Source organism: [Erwinia] mediterraneensis (assembly GCF_900604315.1).
Classification (GTDB): domain Bacteria; phylum Pseudomonadota; class Gammaproteobacteria; order Enterobacterales; family Enterobacteriaceae; genus Pantoea; species Pantoea mediterraneensis_A.
This window is the reverse complement of the sequence record NZ_LR026978.1, coordinates 2,115,139-2,130,718: the sequence shown is the minus strand read 5'-3', so window position 1 is coordinate 2,130,718 and position 15,580 is coordinate 2,115,139. Positions and strand designations below refer to the sequence as shown.

Sequence of the window (15,580 nt, the reverse complement as noted above, 5' to 3'; positions counted from 1 at the left end):
AAAGAGAAATTACACAGCGTCTTCTGTCAGGTTAAGATCGCGTCCGCGCGTCTCCGGGGCTAAAAAGGTGGTGATAAAGCCGATAGCAGCCATCGCTGAAAAGTAGAGCGCAATCGGCCACCAGTGTCCCGTAAAAGAGAACATGGCTGCCGCCAGCAAGGGAGCGGTTCCTCCTGACAGAATGGAGCCCAGCTCTTTTGCTACCGCCATCTTAGTATAGCGATGCTTCACGCCAAACATCTCCACGCCCCACGCGGCCTGCACGCCAAAGATGCCCAGCGAAGCCAGCGCCATACCCACCACAATCGCCGTAATCACCAGTGCCGGTTCACGGCTCTCCAGCAGCATAAAGGCGGGCCAGGCGTAGAACATCAGCAGCAGACAGAAACCGCGATAGGTGATGCGGCGGCCAAAGCGGTCAGAGAGCCAGCCGGCGAAAGGGATAACCAGAAAACCTAAAAAGGAGGCGATAAAGACCGCGGTGGTGGGCACCGTTTTATCCATGGTTAATACTTTCGCCACGTACCCCACCATAAAACCCTGCGCCAGGTAAGAGGGCCCATTTTCTCCGATACGCAGGCCGACCATCAGCCAGAATGACCGGCTGCGCTGCCAGAAGCTGCCCGATGTCTCGCAGGCCACCTCTTCTTTATACTTAGCGGCCATTTCCCGCTGTTCGGCCTGACGCCGTGCGAATACCGGCGTTTCCTGCAGGTGGCGACGGATCCACAGCGCCGCCAGCGCAATCAGGGCACTGCTCAGAAAAGGAATGCGCCAGCCCCACTCCAGCAGCTGTTGTTGATCCATCTGAATCACCGCCAGCCAGACCAGTGAGGCCAGCAGGGTGCCACTGTTAGAGCCCAGCGCAATCACCGAAGCGACCAGTCCGCGGCGCGTAACGGGCGCATACTCACCCAGCACCACGGTGCCGCCTGAGAGTTCCGCCCCGGCGCCCAGTCCCTGGCTGAAACGCAGCAGCACCAGACAGGCGGGGGCCCAGAGGCCAATAGTATCATAACCGGGGATAGCGCCGATCAGCGTGGTGGAGACGCCCATCAGGATAATGGTGGTGATCATCACCACTTTGCGTCCTTTGCGATCGCCTAACCAGCCAAAAAACAGGGCGCCAATCGGACGGGCAATAAAGCCCACCGACCAGGTGGCAAAGCTGGAAAGTAGCGCCATGGCGGGTGACGCCTCAGGAAAGAAAACATCGCCGAAAATCAGACCGGCAGCCAGGCCATAGAGAGCAAAATCCGCATACTCCATGGCGGTGCCAAGCCAGCAAGAGAAAGTGGCGCGCCAGAATGCTTTGCGTCCGGCGCGATCGTTCAGCCGCTGATCGGCGGGGGAGAGAGGCGAGGCCTCTGTTTTTGCTGAAGTCATCATCATTTCCTTATGTCGCTGTTGAATGTGTTCCCTTCCGTGGGAAAACTCCCTCCTTAGAGAGAGAACTCCCCGGCAACGAGGCTGGATGTGCTGCGTGGTAAAAATCAGTAAAAGGTTCCCTGGTGTTGAACGCAATCTTCTTTGCTGATGTTGCCGGTGTTTTACCGATCGTTTTAATACAGCAAATGCAACGTGATTCTTTGCAGTCTAAACAACACTCGTGATGCGTGAGTTATCACTCGTTGCCCAGTGTATCTACGCGCGTAGATAAATCAAGTGGAAAACGCAAAAAAACATTAGATTAAATACATAGTGACAAATGGTCACTATCTGCAAGTTTTCAAGCAAAATTCATAGCCCTGCATTTTCGCTCGCAAAACAGGCATTTTATTTGCATTTCAGCCATTATCTTTGCCATATTGATAAATCAGTCTCAGGAGAGGGATTATTAACTTCTGTTATTACAAAGTTTTTCTGTAGTTAACCTGGGCCTGACGCGCAGAACTGGCGCTGACAATAGATACGCTTTCAGGCTGAAAAGCGATAAGGCAGATGCAATATGACAATCATTTTGATGCGCCACGGTAAACCCGAACAGCAGACTGCAGGCCGGATAAATGCGCAGGCGCTTGCCGCCTGGTGCAGGGCGTATGATATGGCCCCGGTGTGCGACGCTCCGCCAGCGCGTAGCCTCGCGATTGCGCGCCAGGCAGAAGTGATTGTCTCCAGCCCGTTGCCGCGGGCGCGCTCCTCACTGACCCAACTGGGTATGCAGCCCAATGAGATTGATGCGTTGTTTCGCGAAGTGGCTGTGCCGGAACTGCCTTCTGAGCGCCTGCATCTGCCGCCCACGCTCTGGCTGGCACTGCTTTATTTCCTGTGGCTGTGTGGCCTGGCCGGACGTACCGAGTCTCTGCAGCATGCGCGGCAACGCGCGCGCCAGGCGGCGGATAAGTTGGTGGCCCTCTCGCGACGCGGCACCGTGCTGCTGGTCGGGCATGGTCTGATGAACAAGATGATTACCCGTGAGCTGCGTAAACGGGGCTGGCAGGCGGAGAAGCATGCCAGCAGCCGCCACTGGAGCACCTCCATCTATCATCGTCCCTTTATTTAGTCGTTGAGCTGGAAGTAGCTCAACACTTCACAGCCGGTACCGACGCGCGGCGTGGCTATCACTTTTTGCTGCTGCAGATCGATCACGCTCAGGGTGCCGTCCCCCTGGTTAGCGATCAGCAAGGTGCGGTTATCCTCACTGAAACAGCCATCCATCGGCTTGCTGCCGACATGTATATCTCCCAGCGGATTCAGCAGCTCATCAAACAAGGTGATGATCGGCTCCTGATCGCCAATCACCACCAGCCGTTCGCCGTTAGCGCTGAAGCGCGCCACCCGACACGGTCGGGTATGTCCCGGCAGCGGCAGGCGCTGGCGTATGCGATGACTCTGACGATCAATGACATACAGCACCGGTTCATCTGCCGCCGTGGCAACCAGGTAAGGATGGCGTGGCGAGGCCGCCAGACCCGCAATGGGCCCGTGCAGCAAAATGTTGTCAATCACCCGTCCTGAGGCCTCACAAAGATCAACCACGGTAATCGAGGCGTCCTCTTCGTTATCGGTAAAAAGCTTGCGGCCGCTCGGCGACAGAGCCAGCCGATGGGCATGATGCGACGGAACAGGGATAGTGCGCTCCAGCTGATCGCTGTGCGGATCCACCACCGCCACCACAGCACTTTTCTCGCAGCAGAGGTAGACCTTACCGTCACGCCCCAGCTGGCCAAAGCGGGGGGAAATTAACGGATGCAAATTGATAAACTTACTGATACGTCGCTGGCGCAGGTCGATCACTGCGATTTTATGACCGGCATGGGGGTGATGCCCCTGGGTATCATCGCCAAAGACAGGAACATAGGCTTTTGCCAGATGCGGCAGCATCAGCAACTCATGTGGAGAGGGTGGAAACGCATTCAGCTCCTGTTCAACGGCAAAGGTGTCAGGATTAAGAAACAGAACGCGGTTGCCCTGCTTATCCACGGCCAGTAACCCGTTTTTTGCATGTGTCATAAATCCTTCCTTCCTGAGAAACCTGCTTTAAGCGTAGACAACCGATGCAGCTGCGTTCATATTCCGGCGGGATCCTGCGCCAGGCTGATGAATGACACCGTGATCCATATCGCCCTTTATGACACTAAAAAACGCAGGCCCGAAACTGATTGTTATGGCGGGAATAAAATAATAGCGATTAAGATAATCCTCAGGCTATCCCTGAGCACATCCGTAATATAATCAAAAAACTAATCCTGCTGTATGGCCGCACTTCTCTATTCTTCCGCTGGCGGCCCCTTTTCAAGATAATCCTAATTTTCGGGAAATAGATAGCTTCTTTCCCGAGAATGTTTTATTAAGCAACGGTACGACTGATTTAAACACAGCAATAAGGATACCTCCCGCGCGTCTTTTGACGCGTTAGCATCAGGGAAGCTTAACCACTATAACGACAACAAACAGGTGCATTATGAATAAAAAAATCATACAACCTGCGCGTAAACTCTGGCATAACTGGAAACGTATCGCTTTTACCAGCCAGATGCTTATCCATAAAAAGCAACAACAAGCTGTAAAGGCGCCGGAATATGATCCCGCACTGGAAGATGATGTCATTATAATTTCCGGGAAGAAAACGCTGCCTGAGATTCCACACGTTATCTGGATGTACTGGCACGATATTACCCTGCCAAAATCCATTGCGTTAATGGTAGATGCCATTCGCGCTAAAAATCCGGATCACGATGTCAGGATATTAAATCAGCGTACGCTGGCAGACTGGTTACCGGAATTGAATTTCACCTCCTCCGATCTGACCATCGCGCTGAAAAGCGATATTATCCGCCTGGAGCTGCTTTACCGCTATGGCGGCATCTGGCTCGATTGCAGCACGATCCTGTTTGAGGATCTCTCCTGGGTGCACCGTATCCATCAGGATAAGCCCATGGATCTTATTGGCTATTATCGTGATGTCTCTACGGTTAATTATCTCTCTCCGGTTATTGAGAGCTGGTTCCTGGCGACGCCGCCACAGAATCCCTTTATTCGCGAATGGTTAAAACAGCTGACGCCGGTAAAACACCTGGGTGCGCAAAACTATTTTTATGAAATGAAAAAGCGTGATGACTATCCCTTTATTGTGCAGAAAATCGCGGATCCTCCGTACCTGCTTATTTATCTGGCCCAGCAGGCGGCAATAAAAGAGTATCGCCGGATTAATGTTTTCTTACGTAAATGCGAAGCGAACGCCTTTTATTATCAGCGTATGCACAGCTGGGACAGCGACGCCTTTGCCCGCATGGTAATGTTTAATCAGCGGCCACAAACGCCACCGCCTATTATTAAATTAACCGGTAATGAGCGTCTGCATCTCGATTTCAATCTGAAGCTCGGCTTTTATAATCGCACCAGTATTATTGGTGAAATGATGCACGCGCGTACGCAACAGCTGCCCGCCTCACTGCCATCACCGGCCGACAAAGCGCGCGCCTAGTCCGTGAAACACGGTGCAAATCGCGCGTGGAGCCTGAATCTGGCTGGAGCGCACGATCCAGAAACGAGCGGCACAGGCATCCTGCGTCTCTCCCCTGCGGCAGAATCTGCTACCCTGCCTCTGATGCCAGCGCCGCCCGGGCGCTGAAATCGGGCAGCATCGCTATTCCTCAGCCTCCCCCTGTTAAACCATTTTCAAACCGCCAGCACAAATCTGGCGGGATATGTTGCAGCCGTATGACAGGCGGGATAGATTGACGGATCATGCAGTCTGCATTCGCAGGGAGCCGCCCGTTCACAGAGAGAGAGGAATTGACGTTGTCCGAATTCTTGTCAGTAATCTTATTTCTGGCATCCATTGCTGTCTATTCATATAAAGCCGGGCGCAACAAATTCTGGTTTACCCTGATTTTACTGCTTCTTACCCTGTTTATTCTGCTCAATGCTGCCCTTTACGCCAGTAACTACTTTACGGGCGAAGGGATTACTGATGCCGTGATCTATACGTTGACCAACAGCCTGACGGGGGCCGGAACGGCAAAATATATCGCTCCGGCCCTTGGGTTGCTGGCGGTGCTCTGTTTGTTGTTTTTTCTGCTCTCGTGGATTTTACGTCGTCAGAATCGGCCGCATCATCTGGGCTGGAGCCTGTTCGCCGTCGCCTGTGCTGTCGGTTCAGTGCAAACCACCCCCGCGTTTCAGCAGGTCACCAGCCTGTTCGCCACTCATACGCGGCTGGGAGACTCCGATTTTGCCAGCTATTTCAAAGTGCCGCAGAAAAAGATTCCTGAACCAAAGCTTAATCTCGTCTATATCTATGGCGAGAGCCTTGAGCGTACTTACTTCAATCAACAGACCTTTCCCGGCCTGGCGCCGGAGCTGAGCCGGGAAATCGCGCAGAGCCTCGATTTCAGCGGTACCGAGCAGCTGCCCGGTACCGATTACACCATTGCCGGTATGGTCGCCTCCCAATGCGGCATTCCGCTGTTTGCTCCCTTTAATGGCAACGCCTCCGCTTCGCTCTCCAGTTTTTATCCGCAGAATCTTTGCCTCGGCGATATCCTGAAGAACTCCGGCTATGAAAACTGGTTTATTCAGGGAGCCGACCTGCGTTTCGCCGGTAAAGATATTTTTCTGCAATCACACGGTTTCGAGCCGCAACATATGTATGGCGCGCAGGAGCTGATGAGCAAGGTGGCCGATCCCGCCTATCGTAACAACTGGGGTTTTTATGACGATACCGTGATGGATGAGGTGTTTGAGCAGTATGAAGCGCTTTCTCGTCAGAATAAGCGTTTTGCCCTGTTTACCCTGACGGTAGATACCCATCATCCGGACGGCTTTATTTCCCGCAGCTGTCAGCGCAAAAGCTTTAGCTATGAAGGTAAACCGAATCAGTCATTCAGTGCTGTTGCCTGTTCGCAGGAACATATTGCGCGCCTGATTGAACGCATCAAGGCGTCCCCGTGGTTTAAAAACACCGTGATTGTTGTCGCTTCCGATCATCTGGCGATGAACAATACGGCGCATCAGTATCTGGTTCAGCAGCCGCGTCATAATCTCTTTTTTGTTATTCGCGGCGACCAGCCGCAGGCAGATGTGATCGCCGGACGGCGTAACACCCTCGATAACGGTGCCACGGTGCTGGATATTCTGGGTGGGGATAATTTCCTGGGTCTCGGGCGCAGCAGCCTGTCAGGCACCTCTTTATCGGTGGTGTTTAAAGACCTGAAGCAAAAAGCCACGACCTGGAAACCCGATATTATCGGGATGTGGAATTTCCCTGAAACGCTCGACGAATTCACTATCGACCAGACGGCAAACAGCTTCAGCTTTTCAGGCACGACCTTTAAGTTACCTATCCTGTTCCGCGTCGGCAAAGGACGTGTTGAGCCGTTGCCGGAAGGGGAATATGCGGCGCCGCTGCGTTATCAGCTGGCGGACTTCGCACCGGAAGACAAATTCGTCTGGGCCGATCGCTGTTTTAAAATGGCGCGACTGTGGAAACCGGAACTGACGTTGTCGACCGATCTCTGTCTGGCCATCGGACAGATGGGCGGAGAGCCCAGCGTCATGCCGGTGCCCTCTGCACTTTATAAGAGCAAAGTGCGTTTCCCGGCCAGCAAAATCAGCACCGAACAGTATCAACGTAACGTCGCACTGATGCGGGTTAATGATAACGATATCCGCTATCAGGCGGACCACTTCCTGTTTGCTGTACCGGGCGCGCCTGCCAGCGTGAAAAGTTTTAAAGGCATTTCCCGCCCGGAGAGTTGGGGACGCTGGTCAAATGCCAATCTGGCTCCTGAAGTGGAGATTGAATATGTTGAACCGCTCCCGCCGCGCTTTGATGTGGTGATTACTGCCCGCGCCTATGGCCCGAATGCCCATCGCCCTATTCCGGTACGCGTTGGCGATCAGCAGCAACTACTGACGTTGAGTGAAAAGGACACCACTACCACGTTGCATTTCGTTAATCCAGCGGGCAGCCGTAACCTGGTGATTGTGCCACCGGAACCGCAGTTAACCGATATGGATAATATTGTGGGCCAGGATCCGCGCAAGCTGGGCATTGGCATGGTGGATCTGAAAATCGTGCCCCAACCCCAGGGGTAATTCACCCTGAGCCATCCTCGCTACGGGGATGGCTCAGGCGTTGCGGTACAGGACTTCTTACGGCGCTGACCAGATGTTCTCAGCACAGCCATTTAATGACATTCTGTGAATGGTTCACCTGGCGGTTTTGAGCATTAAAACTCGCGCGATACTGTCAGGTAACCTTTGAAATTGACTGAACACTCATAATCATCCACCAGCGCGGACCCGATATAAACATTCTTTTTTCCTTGTTTATTGAAGTAAATATACCGGACAATAAGATTCCGCGTATTATTTGAGGAGTAAGCCGTCAGCATACCTTTATAAAGACCCTGTTTTGATTCCTCTGGTTCAGATGCAGCATCCTCCTGCGCCAGTTGTTCTGCAAACAGGCCAGATACCGGGGCATTTTCAATCAGTTCAAGCCGGGAAGCCGCGCGATCCCAGTTTTTCTCATCAAAACCACTGTCCTGCTCTAATGCCTGACGCAATGCAATATCTACCGCAGAACCGGGAATAACGCACGGATGTTTTTCAACAGCACAGACCGGTAAAACAAAGAAAAGCCCTGCCATCGCGATAGATCTTTTCATTCTACGATTAACTCCCTGTCATTACTTTCCCATATTTTTTCACGTACATGTTTGCTGGCGATAATACATCCTTGTGAAGCCGTTCCTGGATTACTAACGCTGTCGCCATGGATTAAAAATGAGCTACGCCCGCACATGCTGTTATTCTTTTCTGGTGTCAGAGGCAGTGTGAAAGCGCCTGTTTTTGCTGAGTTATAAGGTGTTCCAATGGTATATGTACCACGCGGTAAAGGCCCCTTATTTTTGACACATTCTTTAGAAGAATCATTATAATGCCCTACTGCACCAGCATATGTAGCTTTAAACCTGAAAACTTCATTTTGATAAAAACAGCCTCTTTAACTTTATATCTCCATGTCATAACAATTCCTTTTTCAACATAAAATTAATTAAAAAACAAAAAATAGCAACTTCTCTTATTATCACCAAAAATATAAATTCAATTTAAATATTTACCAATCTATTACAATATTAATATTTAATACATCTGTAGACACTGAAAAATCTAACGCCAACAGGATAAAAATATAATAAAATAAAAAGAAAATCCATAACTAAAATTTATTTAAAAGCCAGTTTAAATTAGCACATTAATTATTATCATTGCTCAGCGCCAGAATAATGCGTTCCGCATTTACTCTGGGGTAGCGCCGGTTATCCGGCGCGCATGTTTTCCAGCTTTTCCCGCTGTTCACCATTTTCCGTGAAATTCTCCGGTGCCAGCCAGCGTTCAAAGCCCTGCTTCAGCTGCGGCCACTCACCATCAATCACGGAAAACCAGCAGGTATCCCGGCTGCGGCCTTTGTACACGATTGCCTGTCGGAATGTACCTTCAAACTTAAACCCAAGGCGCAGCGCTGCCCGTCGTGAAGGCTGGTTGCAGCTGTCGCATTTCCACTCATAGCGGCGATAGCCCAGGGTATCGAAGGCGTAACGCATCAGCAGATAGTGCGCTTCGGTCGCCATCACAGTACGTTGTAATGCTGGCGAGAAAGTCACATGCCCGACTTCCATCGCGCCATGTTCGGGCACAATGCGCATCAGCGCCAGCGTACCCACCGGCGCGTTATGCCGTTCATCAATCACCGTAAAGTGGAGCGGATCGCGGCTCTGCATCATCTGCTGAGCCTGGGTCAGATACGCAGCTTCGCTCGGGTAAGGCCCGACGGAGAGATAGGTCCAGTCGCGTTCGTCAGCGGCCTGCGCATAAGCCCGCCAGAGCGCCGCGGCGTGTGCGTCAGCATCAAAGGGTTCCAGCCGACAGGTACGGCCCTGTAAACGTAGGGGTTGAGGAAAAGGGCGTGGCTGCCAGTCATCCATCGCACATCCCACCGGCTGACCAAAACGGTTCGTATTGCCTGTCATAACCATCTCCAGTTGCGCTGCCAGAAGCACAGCATGCCTGAATACGCGGCCAGACGCATCCCTTCCCCGTCCGCGCTGTTAAGCGCAGCAGAATCTTAACGCGTCGCGGGTGGCGCAATGGAACGACGTGCCACCAGCCAGGCGTGAAAACTTTGCAGCGGACCAGCGTCTTCCTGGCGGATTTCCGCAATCAGGCGCCGCGCCGCTTCCCGTCCCATCTCATAGACCGGTTGCGCCACCACCGTCAGCGGCGGCATCACCAGTTCGCTCCAGGGAAAGTCATCGTACATCACAAATGACATCGCCTGCGGAATGCGCACGCCGCGCCGCGTCAGTTCCCGTAACAGGGACATGGCTATCAGGCTGTCGGAGGCAATCAGTGCGCTGGGCGGCTGCGGCAGTTGCAACAGCTCAGAGACAATACGCTGAATGGCCTTGTCGTCGCTGGCGTTCACCTTGATCAGCCCGGGGTCGAAAGCAATACCGGCTTCGGCAAACGCCTGTTCCATGCCGCTGACGCGCTGGGCCACCGGCGTCAGCCCCAGGTCGTCGGGATGACGATACCCACCGACACAGCGCATGCTGGTGATATAGGCGATACGACGATGCCCTGCCTGCAGCAGCTGGTGCGTCACTTCGCGCGCCGGTGCCGTAAAATCGACGCAAATAGCTTCCACATCCAGCCCGGCTACCGCACGGTCGAAAAGTTTAAGCGCGCGTCCGTCGGCAATAATCTGGGCAAGATGCGCATTGTCTGCCGCCAGTGAGCTGCTGGGGGCGACGATAATACCGTCGACACGTTTTTCCAGCATCACCCGCACCGCCTCCTGCTCGGCAGACAGCTTCTCATCGCTGTTACTCAGCAGCAGATGATAGCCCGCCTGACGCGCCACATCGGCCATACCGCGCAGCGCCAGACCGAAATGGGGGTTTTCGATATCGCCAACAATCACGCCGATGGTATTGGAACGCCCGGTATTCATGCTGCGCGCCAGTTCGTTAGGCCGGTAGCCCAGCTGCGCGGCGGCGGCATTTACCCGGTTCTGTACCTCTTCGCTGACGGCGCCGTAGCCGCCCAGGGCGCGTGCCGCCTGGGCTTTCGAGACGCTGGCAGCCCTGGCCACATCTGCAACGGTTGGAGCTTTGGTACGTGGGATCAGGTTCGTCATAATTAATTCGAATCACAAGTTGATAACAGGATGATTGACGCTGCAAAAAGGGTGTGCTTATTATCATTGTAACTGTTTGAGACCGGTCTCACAATGACGATACCGGCAAACAGTCACCTGCGTTGAGACCGGTCTCACATTATCATAAACCGCCGGTTCAACAGTCTCTGATGTTGAAACCTGATAAAACGGATGAGCTATGAAATCGCACAAACACCTGCATCACCTGGCCGCGGCGCTGTTTGCTTCGGTGTCTCTCTGCACTTTTTCTCTGGGCGCGCATGCCGCCAGCGACAACAATCCTTATGGCCTGATTGAGCCCGGCCATTTGCGGGTTGCCAGCCTCGGCGATGCCAAACCCTATACCTTCACCGACCAGAACGGTCATTTCACCGGCTTCGATGTGGAGTTTTTCAAAAATGTCGCCCGGCGCATCGGCATTGATCAGGTTGATTTTATCGGGCAGGACTTCTCCGCCATTCTGCCTGCGGTAGCCAACGGCCAGTATGACGCGGGCGTTGCCGCCATCGGCATCACCCCGGCGCGTCAGAAAACGGTCGATTTTTCCACCGGCTATCTGGCGGGCTACCTTACCGTGCTGACCCGCAGCGACTCCGGCGTGAAGAACGTGGAGACCCTGGCGAAACGTCGCCTCGGCGTGGTACAGGGCACCCTGCAGGAACATTATGCAGTGCAGCATTTTACTCAGACTGACGTGGTGCGCTTCCCGGACAACAACGCCGCCATCTCCGGCCTGAACAACGGCACGCTGGACGCCGTGTTCCTCGATTACGAAGCGGCGAAAAGCTATGCCGAACGCTTCAAACTGGTCAGCGCGGCGGATATCCCCTCTTTTGATGCCCCGGCCGGTGTGGCCATCGCCAAAAACAAGCCTGAGTTCAAAGCGGCGCTGGATAAGGCGATCAAGGCAGCGATGCAGGATGGCACCTGGAAACAGCTGTACGAGAAATGGTTTCCGGGTTCGCCGATGCCGAAGCAATACCTGCCTGATGGCCAGTAACTCCGCGCGAACGCTCCGCGTTCAGACAGCTCAACCGGTGATGAGCGCGTCTCGTCACCCGCTACACATGAGACACGGCTATGGATCTGTTAACTCTTCTCTCGCGCACCTTCTTTGACATCCCCTCGATGCTGCAGGTGCTGCCGCAGCTGCTGGGCACCGGTCTGGTCAACACGGTGATTATCTCAGTGGCGGCAACGATTCTCGGCACGCTGTTTGGCTTGATTCTGGCGCTGATGGGCATTTCGCCGTCACGCTGGCTGCGGGTACCGGCACGCATCTACACCGACCTGTTTCGCGGCCTGCCCTCGATTCTCACCATTTTATTGATTGGGCAGGGCCTGGCGCGCTTCAGCTACCAGCTGTTCGGCCCTACCCCCTACCCACTGGGCATCTTCGCCCTGAGCCTGATCGCCAGCGCCTATATGGGGGAAATTTTTCGCTCCGGCATTCAGAGCGTAGAGAAAGGCCAGATGGAAGCCTGCCGTGCGCTCGGCATGAGCTACAGCCGCGCCATGCGGCTGGTAATTATTCCGCAGGGGATTCGCCGCGTGCTGCCCGCCATCGTCAATCAGTTTATCGCCATCATTAAGGACTCCTCACTGGTTTACCTGCTGGGTCTGATGACGAATCAGCGCGAACTGTTCCGCGTCGGCCAGGATGCCGCCGTGCTGACCGGCAACCTGTCGCCGCTGATGCTGGCCGGCCTCTTCTACCTGGCGATCACCGTGCCGCTGACCCATGCCGTCAACTACATTGACGTGCGCTACCGCACCGGACGCCGCCGCATGACCGCCCCACAAAGTGGCCTGAAGGAAGTGGAAGAGGTAAAGCAGACCTCCCCCACCCTGACCAGCGGTGCCGTCAATCCGCTGATTACCGAACGAGGGCAGTAAACATGAGCCAACAAGCCACTCTGGCGGAACGCGCCGAAACCCAGGCCTATCAGGGTGCCAGTCTGGAACTGCGCAACTTAACGCTGGCCTATGGCCCCATTGAAGTGCTGCGCAACGTCTCGCTGCACATTGCGCCGGGATCGACCACCTGCATTATCGGGCCATCCGGCTCAGGGAAATCTACACTGCTGCGCGGCATTAACCGGCTGCATGAACCGAAATCAGGTGATGTGCTGCTGGCAGGAAAATCAGTGCTGCGTGACAAGCCCGACGCGCTGCGGCTGCGCATCGGCATGGTGTTTCAGCATTTCAATCTGTTTCCCGATCACAGCGCGCTGGAGAATGTCGCGCTGGCCCCGTGGAAGGTAAAAGGCTTACCGAAAGCGCAGGCGATGGCGATTGCGCAACAGCGGCTGAATGAGGTGGGTCTCAGTCAGCGCGCCGATCACCGTCCCCGGGATCTCTCTGGCGGGCAGCAGCAGCGCGTGGCCATCGCCCGGGCGCTGGCGATGGCTCCGGAGGTGATGCTGTTTGACGAAGCGACCTCGGCGCTCGATCCCGAACTGGTAAAAGGGGTGCTGACGCTGATGGCGGACCTTTGTCGCCGGGGTATGACGATGGTGGTGGTGACCCATGAAATGGGCTTTGCCCGTCGGGTCGCCGACCAGGTGGTATTTATGGATGAGGGTGAAATTGTCGAGGTCGGGCCGCCGGATGCCATTTTCGACCGCCCGCAATCGCCGCGTCTGCAACGTTTTCTTTCGGAGGTACTCTGATGGCCCATAGCGTCCTCACTTCAGGACCGATTCGCACCGCGCTGGTCGGTTTTGGTATCGCTGGTCAGGTCTTTCACGCACCGCTGATCGCCCATGACGCGCACTATCAGCTGGCGGTCATAGTGACCGGCAATGCAGCACGTGTGCAGGCCGCACAACAGCGCTATCCGCAGACTCGCATCCTGCCCGACTGGGAGAGTCTGCTGCAGCAGATCGACAGCGGTGACCTGCAAATCGATTTGATCGTACTGGGTACGCCTCCCGATCAGCATGCGCGCCAGGCCCATGACGCCAGCGCCCGTGGGATTCACCTGGTCGTAGATAAGCCCTTCGCCGCGAATGCCGTTCAGGCGGCGCAGATGATGGCCGAAGCGCAGCAGGCCAACACGCTGCTGACGGTGTTTCATAATCGCCGCTGGGATGGCGACTTCCTGACGCTGAAACGTCTGCTGGCTGATGAGGCGCTGGGCAAAGTGCGTACCTTCGAGTCGCGCTTTGAGTGGTGGCGACCAGAGGGATTTGGCAACTGGCGCGATCGCGTCACCCTGGCACAAGGAGGCGGTCTGCTGCTTGATCTCGGCAGCCATTTAATCGATCAGGCGATCCAGCTTTTTGGCCCGGTGCGCGAGGCGTCGGCAGAGCTGGCGCGTTATTCAGCCGCCTCGCTCTCCGACAGCGACGAAGCGAGTTTTGTCTCGCTGCTGCATGAAAATGGCGTGCGCTCCCGTCTGTGGATGAACGGGCTGGCGGCCCGCCCGGCACCGCGTTTCCATCTGCTCGGCAGTCGCGCCGCCTTTACCAGCTGGGGGCTGGATAATCAGGAGCCTGCGCTGGCGGCGGGCATGCTACCCGGCGATACGGATTACGGCGTGACGCCAGCCGCACAGTGGGGAATGCTCGGCCAGGGCGACGAGGTTCAGGCCGTGCCCGCTGAACGCGGCAACTATCCTGCGTTTTATGCCCTGCTGGCTCAGGCGCTGCTGACCGGCAGCGCACCGCCGGTAGATGCCCATGAGGCGCTGACCGTGCTGCGCCTGATTGACGATCTCCATGCGCGCTTTACGGTGCGCAACGCCTGAACGGCGTTCCCTTTCCCCTGAGTGCAAGGAAGAGAATGATGTCTGTAAAACCTGAAAGCAAAACGGTTGTGGTATTGGGCGGCGGCGTGCTGGGTGTTTCCACAGCGTTGCAGCTGGTCAAACAGGGCGCGACGGTGACGCTGGTTACCGAAGCTGAACTCTGTTCCGGTGCGTCCGGGCGATCCCTGTCATGGCTCAACTCCGCGGGCGAACGTTCGCTGGAGTATCATGCGCTGCGTATGGCGGGGATCGATCGCTATCGCACCCTGTTCGCCCAGGATCCAGGCCGCGACTGGCTACGCTTTGATGGCGGTCTGTTCTGGTCCGCCAGTGACAGCGCCGGTACGCGCGCACGTCATGCTTACGAACAAGCGCACGGTTACGACTCGCGGCTGGTTAATCCCCTCAGGGTGGCAACCGTTGATGCGCACGTGAACGCGGATGCCGTGGCAGATGATGCCATCTTCAACCCCGGCGAGGGCTGGGTCAGCCTGCCGCATCTGATTGACTTTCTGGCGCAGCAGTTGCGGGCGCAAGGGGGGAAAATCGTCGAGCATGCGGGGAAAGCCAGTGTTATAACCGAAGGTCAGCGCGCCTGCGGCATTCGCAGCGCAAAAGCAGGCGAGTTCCGCGCCGATGCCGTGCTGGTTGCCTGTGGCCCCTGGACGCCAGAGGTGGTTGCGCCGCTGGGGGTAAACATCCCTAACGGCTCACCAGTTTCCATGCTGGTCACCACACAACCGGGTGCCCACGGCCTGAAAGTGGTAATGAATACCCCGCGTGCTGCCATTCGTCCCAATCCCGGTAACACCCTGGCGGTGGATCACGACTGGTACGAAGAGGAGATCGTGAAACAGGCGGACGGCAGCTACACCATTGCAGAAAGCGTGGTACAGACGCTGATGCAGGAAGCAGGCAAGCTGCTCGCCAGCGAGGAGCCTGTACGGGCACAGGGCTGGAAGCTGGGACCGAAGCCGATTCCGGGTGACGGCAATCCGGTGCTGGGCGAACTGGAAAAAGTACCGGGCTGCTTTGTGGCTTTTACCCACTCTGGTGCCACCCTGGCGTTGATTGTAGGCGAGTTGCTGGCCGGCGAGATCCTGAGCGGCGAGAAACATCCGATGCTGGCAACCTTCCGCGCCGAGCGCTTTGGTTAA

General features: G+C 55.4%; 13 protein-coding genes and 1 pseudogene. 8 read left to right on the top strand and 6 right to left on the bottom strand.

What is annotated here, in order from left to right; genetic code table 11:
• Window positions 1–9: 9 nt before the first annotated feature.
• Complete coding sequence (locus E0E17_RS09875; protein ID WP_439654640.1) at window positions 10–1,389, bottom strand: MFS transporter; 1,380 nt, start codon at window positions 1,387–1,389, stop codon at window positions 10–12.
• A gap of 559 nt (window positions 1,390–1,948) precedes the next feature.
• On the opposite strand from E0E17_RS09875, the gene E0E17_RS09870 reads away from it, so the two are divergent.
• Entirely contained in the window at window positions 1,949–2,503 is a 555-nt protein-coding gene (locus tag E0E17_RS09870; protein ID WP_130833887.1) for a histidine phosphatase family protein, read from the top strand.
• Here the strand turns inward: E0E17_RS09870 and E0E17_RS09865 are convergent.
• Window positions 2,500–3,453 carry a beta-propeller fold lactonase family protein gene (locus E0E17_RS09865; RefSeq protein WP_130833885.1) on the bottom strand — a complete coding sequence of 318 codons (954 nt, stop codon included), beginning with the start codon at window positions 3,451–3,453 and terminating at the stop codon, window positions 2,500–2,502. The two genes, E0E17_RS09870 and E0E17_RS09865, sit on opposite strands and share 4 nt — an antisense overlap.
• 451 nt (window positions 3,454–3,904) lie before the next feature.
• Between E0E17_RS09865 and E0E17_RS09860 the strand changes: the two genes are divergently transcribed.
• Complete coding sequence (locus E0E17_RS09860) at window positions 3,905–4,927, top strand: glycosyltransferase family 32 protein (protein WP_130833883.1); 1,023 nt, start codon at window positions 3,905–3,907, stop codon at window positions 4,925–4,927.
• A 317-nt stretch (window positions 4,928–5,244) separates the two neighbouring features.
• Window positions 5,245–7,542 carry a phosphatidylglycerol--membrane-oligosaccharide glycerophosphotransferase gene (opgB, locus tag E0E17_RS09855; RefSeq protein WP_130833881.1) on the top strand — a complete coding sequence of 766 codons (2,298 nt, stop codon included), beginning with the start codon at window positions 5,245–5,247 and terminating at the stop codon, window positions 7,540–7,542.
• A gap of 134 nt (window positions 7,543–7,676) precedes the next feature.
• Here opgB and E0E17_RS09850 read toward each other — a convergent pair whose 3' ends face one another.
• The 4 genes and pseudogenes from E0E17_RS09850 to E0E17_RS09835 form a co-directional block, all read right to left on the bottom strand.
• On the bottom strand, window positions 7,677–8,117 hold the full coding sequence (locus tag E0E17_RS09850; protein ID WP_130833879.1) for a hypothetical protein: 441 nt from the start codon (window positions 8,115–8,117) through the stop codon (window positions 7,677–7,679).
• Window positions 8,114–8,353: pseudogene (locus tag E0E17_RS09845) on the bottom strand (tlde1 domain-containing protein); the annotation flags it as partial. The gene E0E17_RS09850 and the pseudogene E0E17_RS09845, both read right to left, overlap by 4 nt.
• Window positions 8,354–8,771: 418 nt before the next feature.
• Window positions 8,772–9,482 carry a GNAT family N-acetyltransferase gene (locus tag E0E17_RS09840; protein WP_130833877.1) on the bottom strand — a complete coding sequence of 237 codons (711 nt, stop codon included), beginning with the start codon at window positions 9,480–9,482 and terminating at the stop codon, window positions 8,772–8,774.
• Window positions 9,483–9,577: 95 nt separating this feature from the next.
• Entirely contained in the window at window positions 9,578–10,651 is a 1,074-nt protein-coding gene (locus E0E17_RS09835; RefSeq protein ID WP_130833873.1) for a LacI family DNA-binding transcriptional regulator, read from the bottom strand.
• A 199-nt stretch (window positions 10,652–10,850) separates the two neighbouring features.
• On the opposite strand from E0E17_RS09835, the gene E0E17_RS09830 reads away from it, so the two are divergent.
• The 5 genes from E0E17_RS09830 (at window position 10,851) to E0E17_RS09810 (ending at window position 15,580) form a co-directional block, all read left to right on the top strand.
• Window positions 10,851–11,672 carry an ABC transporter substrate-binding protein gene (locus E0E17_RS09830; RefSeq protein WP_130833871.1) on the top strand — a complete coding sequence of 274 codons (822 nt, stop codon included), beginning with the start codon at window positions 10,851–10,853 and terminating at the stop codon, window positions 11,670–11,672.
• A gap of 80 nt (window positions 11,673–11,752) precedes the next feature.
• Complete coding sequence (locus E0E17_RS09825) at window positions 11,753–12,568, top strand: amino acid ABC transporter permease (RefSeq protein WP_130833869.1); 816 nt, start codon at window positions 11,753–11,755, stop codon at window positions 12,566–12,568.
• Window positions 12,569–12,570: 2 nt separating this feature from the next.
• A complete protein-coding gene (locus tag E0E17_RS09820) occupies window positions 12,571–13,344 on the top strand; it encodes an amino acid ABC transporter ATP-binding protein (RefSeq protein ID WP_130833867.1) in 774 nt (257 codons plus the stop codon).
• The gene (locus E0E17_RS09815; RefSeq protein WP_130833865.1) at window positions 13,344–14,423 is read left to right on the top strand and encodes a Gfo/Idh/MocA family protein; all 1,080 of its coding nucleotides are present in this window, start codon (window positions 13,344–13,346) and stop codon (window positions 14,421–14,423) included. The genes E0E17_RS09820 and E0E17_RS09815 overlap by 1 nt, the downstream gene beginning before the upstream one ends.
• 38 nt (window positions 14,424–14,461) lie before the next feature.
• A complete protein-coding gene (locus E0E17_RS09810) occupies window positions 14,462–15,580 on the top strand; it encodes an NAD(P)/FAD-dependent oxidoreductase (RefSeq protein WP_130835508.1) in 1,119 nt (372 codons plus the stop codon).

Coding starts and splice junctions, on each gene's coding strand:
- E0E17_RS09825 (WP_130833869.1), top strand. CDS start 11,753: ATGGATCTGTTAACTCTTCTCTCGCGCACCTTCTTTGACATCCCCTCG.
- E0E17_RS09870 (WP_130833887.1), top strand. CDS start 1,949: ATGACAATCATTTTGATGCGCCACGGTAAACCCGAACAGCAGACTGCA.
- E0E17_RS09810 (WP_130835508.1), top strand. CDS start 14,462: ATGTCTGTAAAACCTGAAAGCAAAACGGTTGTGGTATTGGGCGGCGGC.
- E0E17_RS09820 (WP_130833867.1), top strand. CDS start 12,571: ATGAGCCAACAAGCCACTCTGGCGGAACGCGCCGAAACCCAGGCCTAT.
- E0E17_RS09860 (WP_130833883.1), top strand. CDS start 3,905: ATGAATAAAAAAATCATACAACCTGCGCGTAAACTCTGGCATAACTGG.
- E0E17_RS09875 (WP_439654640.1), bottom strand. CDS start 1,389: ATGATGACTTCAGCAAAAACAGAGGCCTCGCCTCTCTCCCCCGCCGAT.
- E0E17_RS09815 (WP_130833865.1), top strand. CDS start 13,344: ATGGCCCATAGCGTCCTCACTTCAGGACCGATTCGCACCGCGCTGGTC.
- E0E17_RS09865 (WP_130833885.1), bottom strand. CDS start 3,453: ATGACACATGCAAAAAACGGGTTACTGGCCGTGGATAAGCAGGGCAAC.
- E0E17_RS09830 (WP_130833871.1), top strand. CDS start 10,851: ATGAAATCGCACAAACACCTGCATCACCTGGCCGCGGCGCTGTTTGCT.
- E0E17_RS09840 (WP_130833877.1), bottom strand. CDS start 9,482: ATGACAGGCAATACGAACCGTTTTGGTCAGCCGGTGGGATGTGCGATG.
- E0E17_RS09850 (WP_130833879.1), bottom strand. CDS start 8,117: ATGAAAAGATCTATCGCGATGGCAGGGCTTTTCTTTGTTTTACCGGTC.
- E0E17_RS09835 (WP_130833873.1), bottom strand. CDS start 10,651: ATGACGAACCTGATCCCACGTACCAAAGCTCCAACCGTTGCAGATGTG.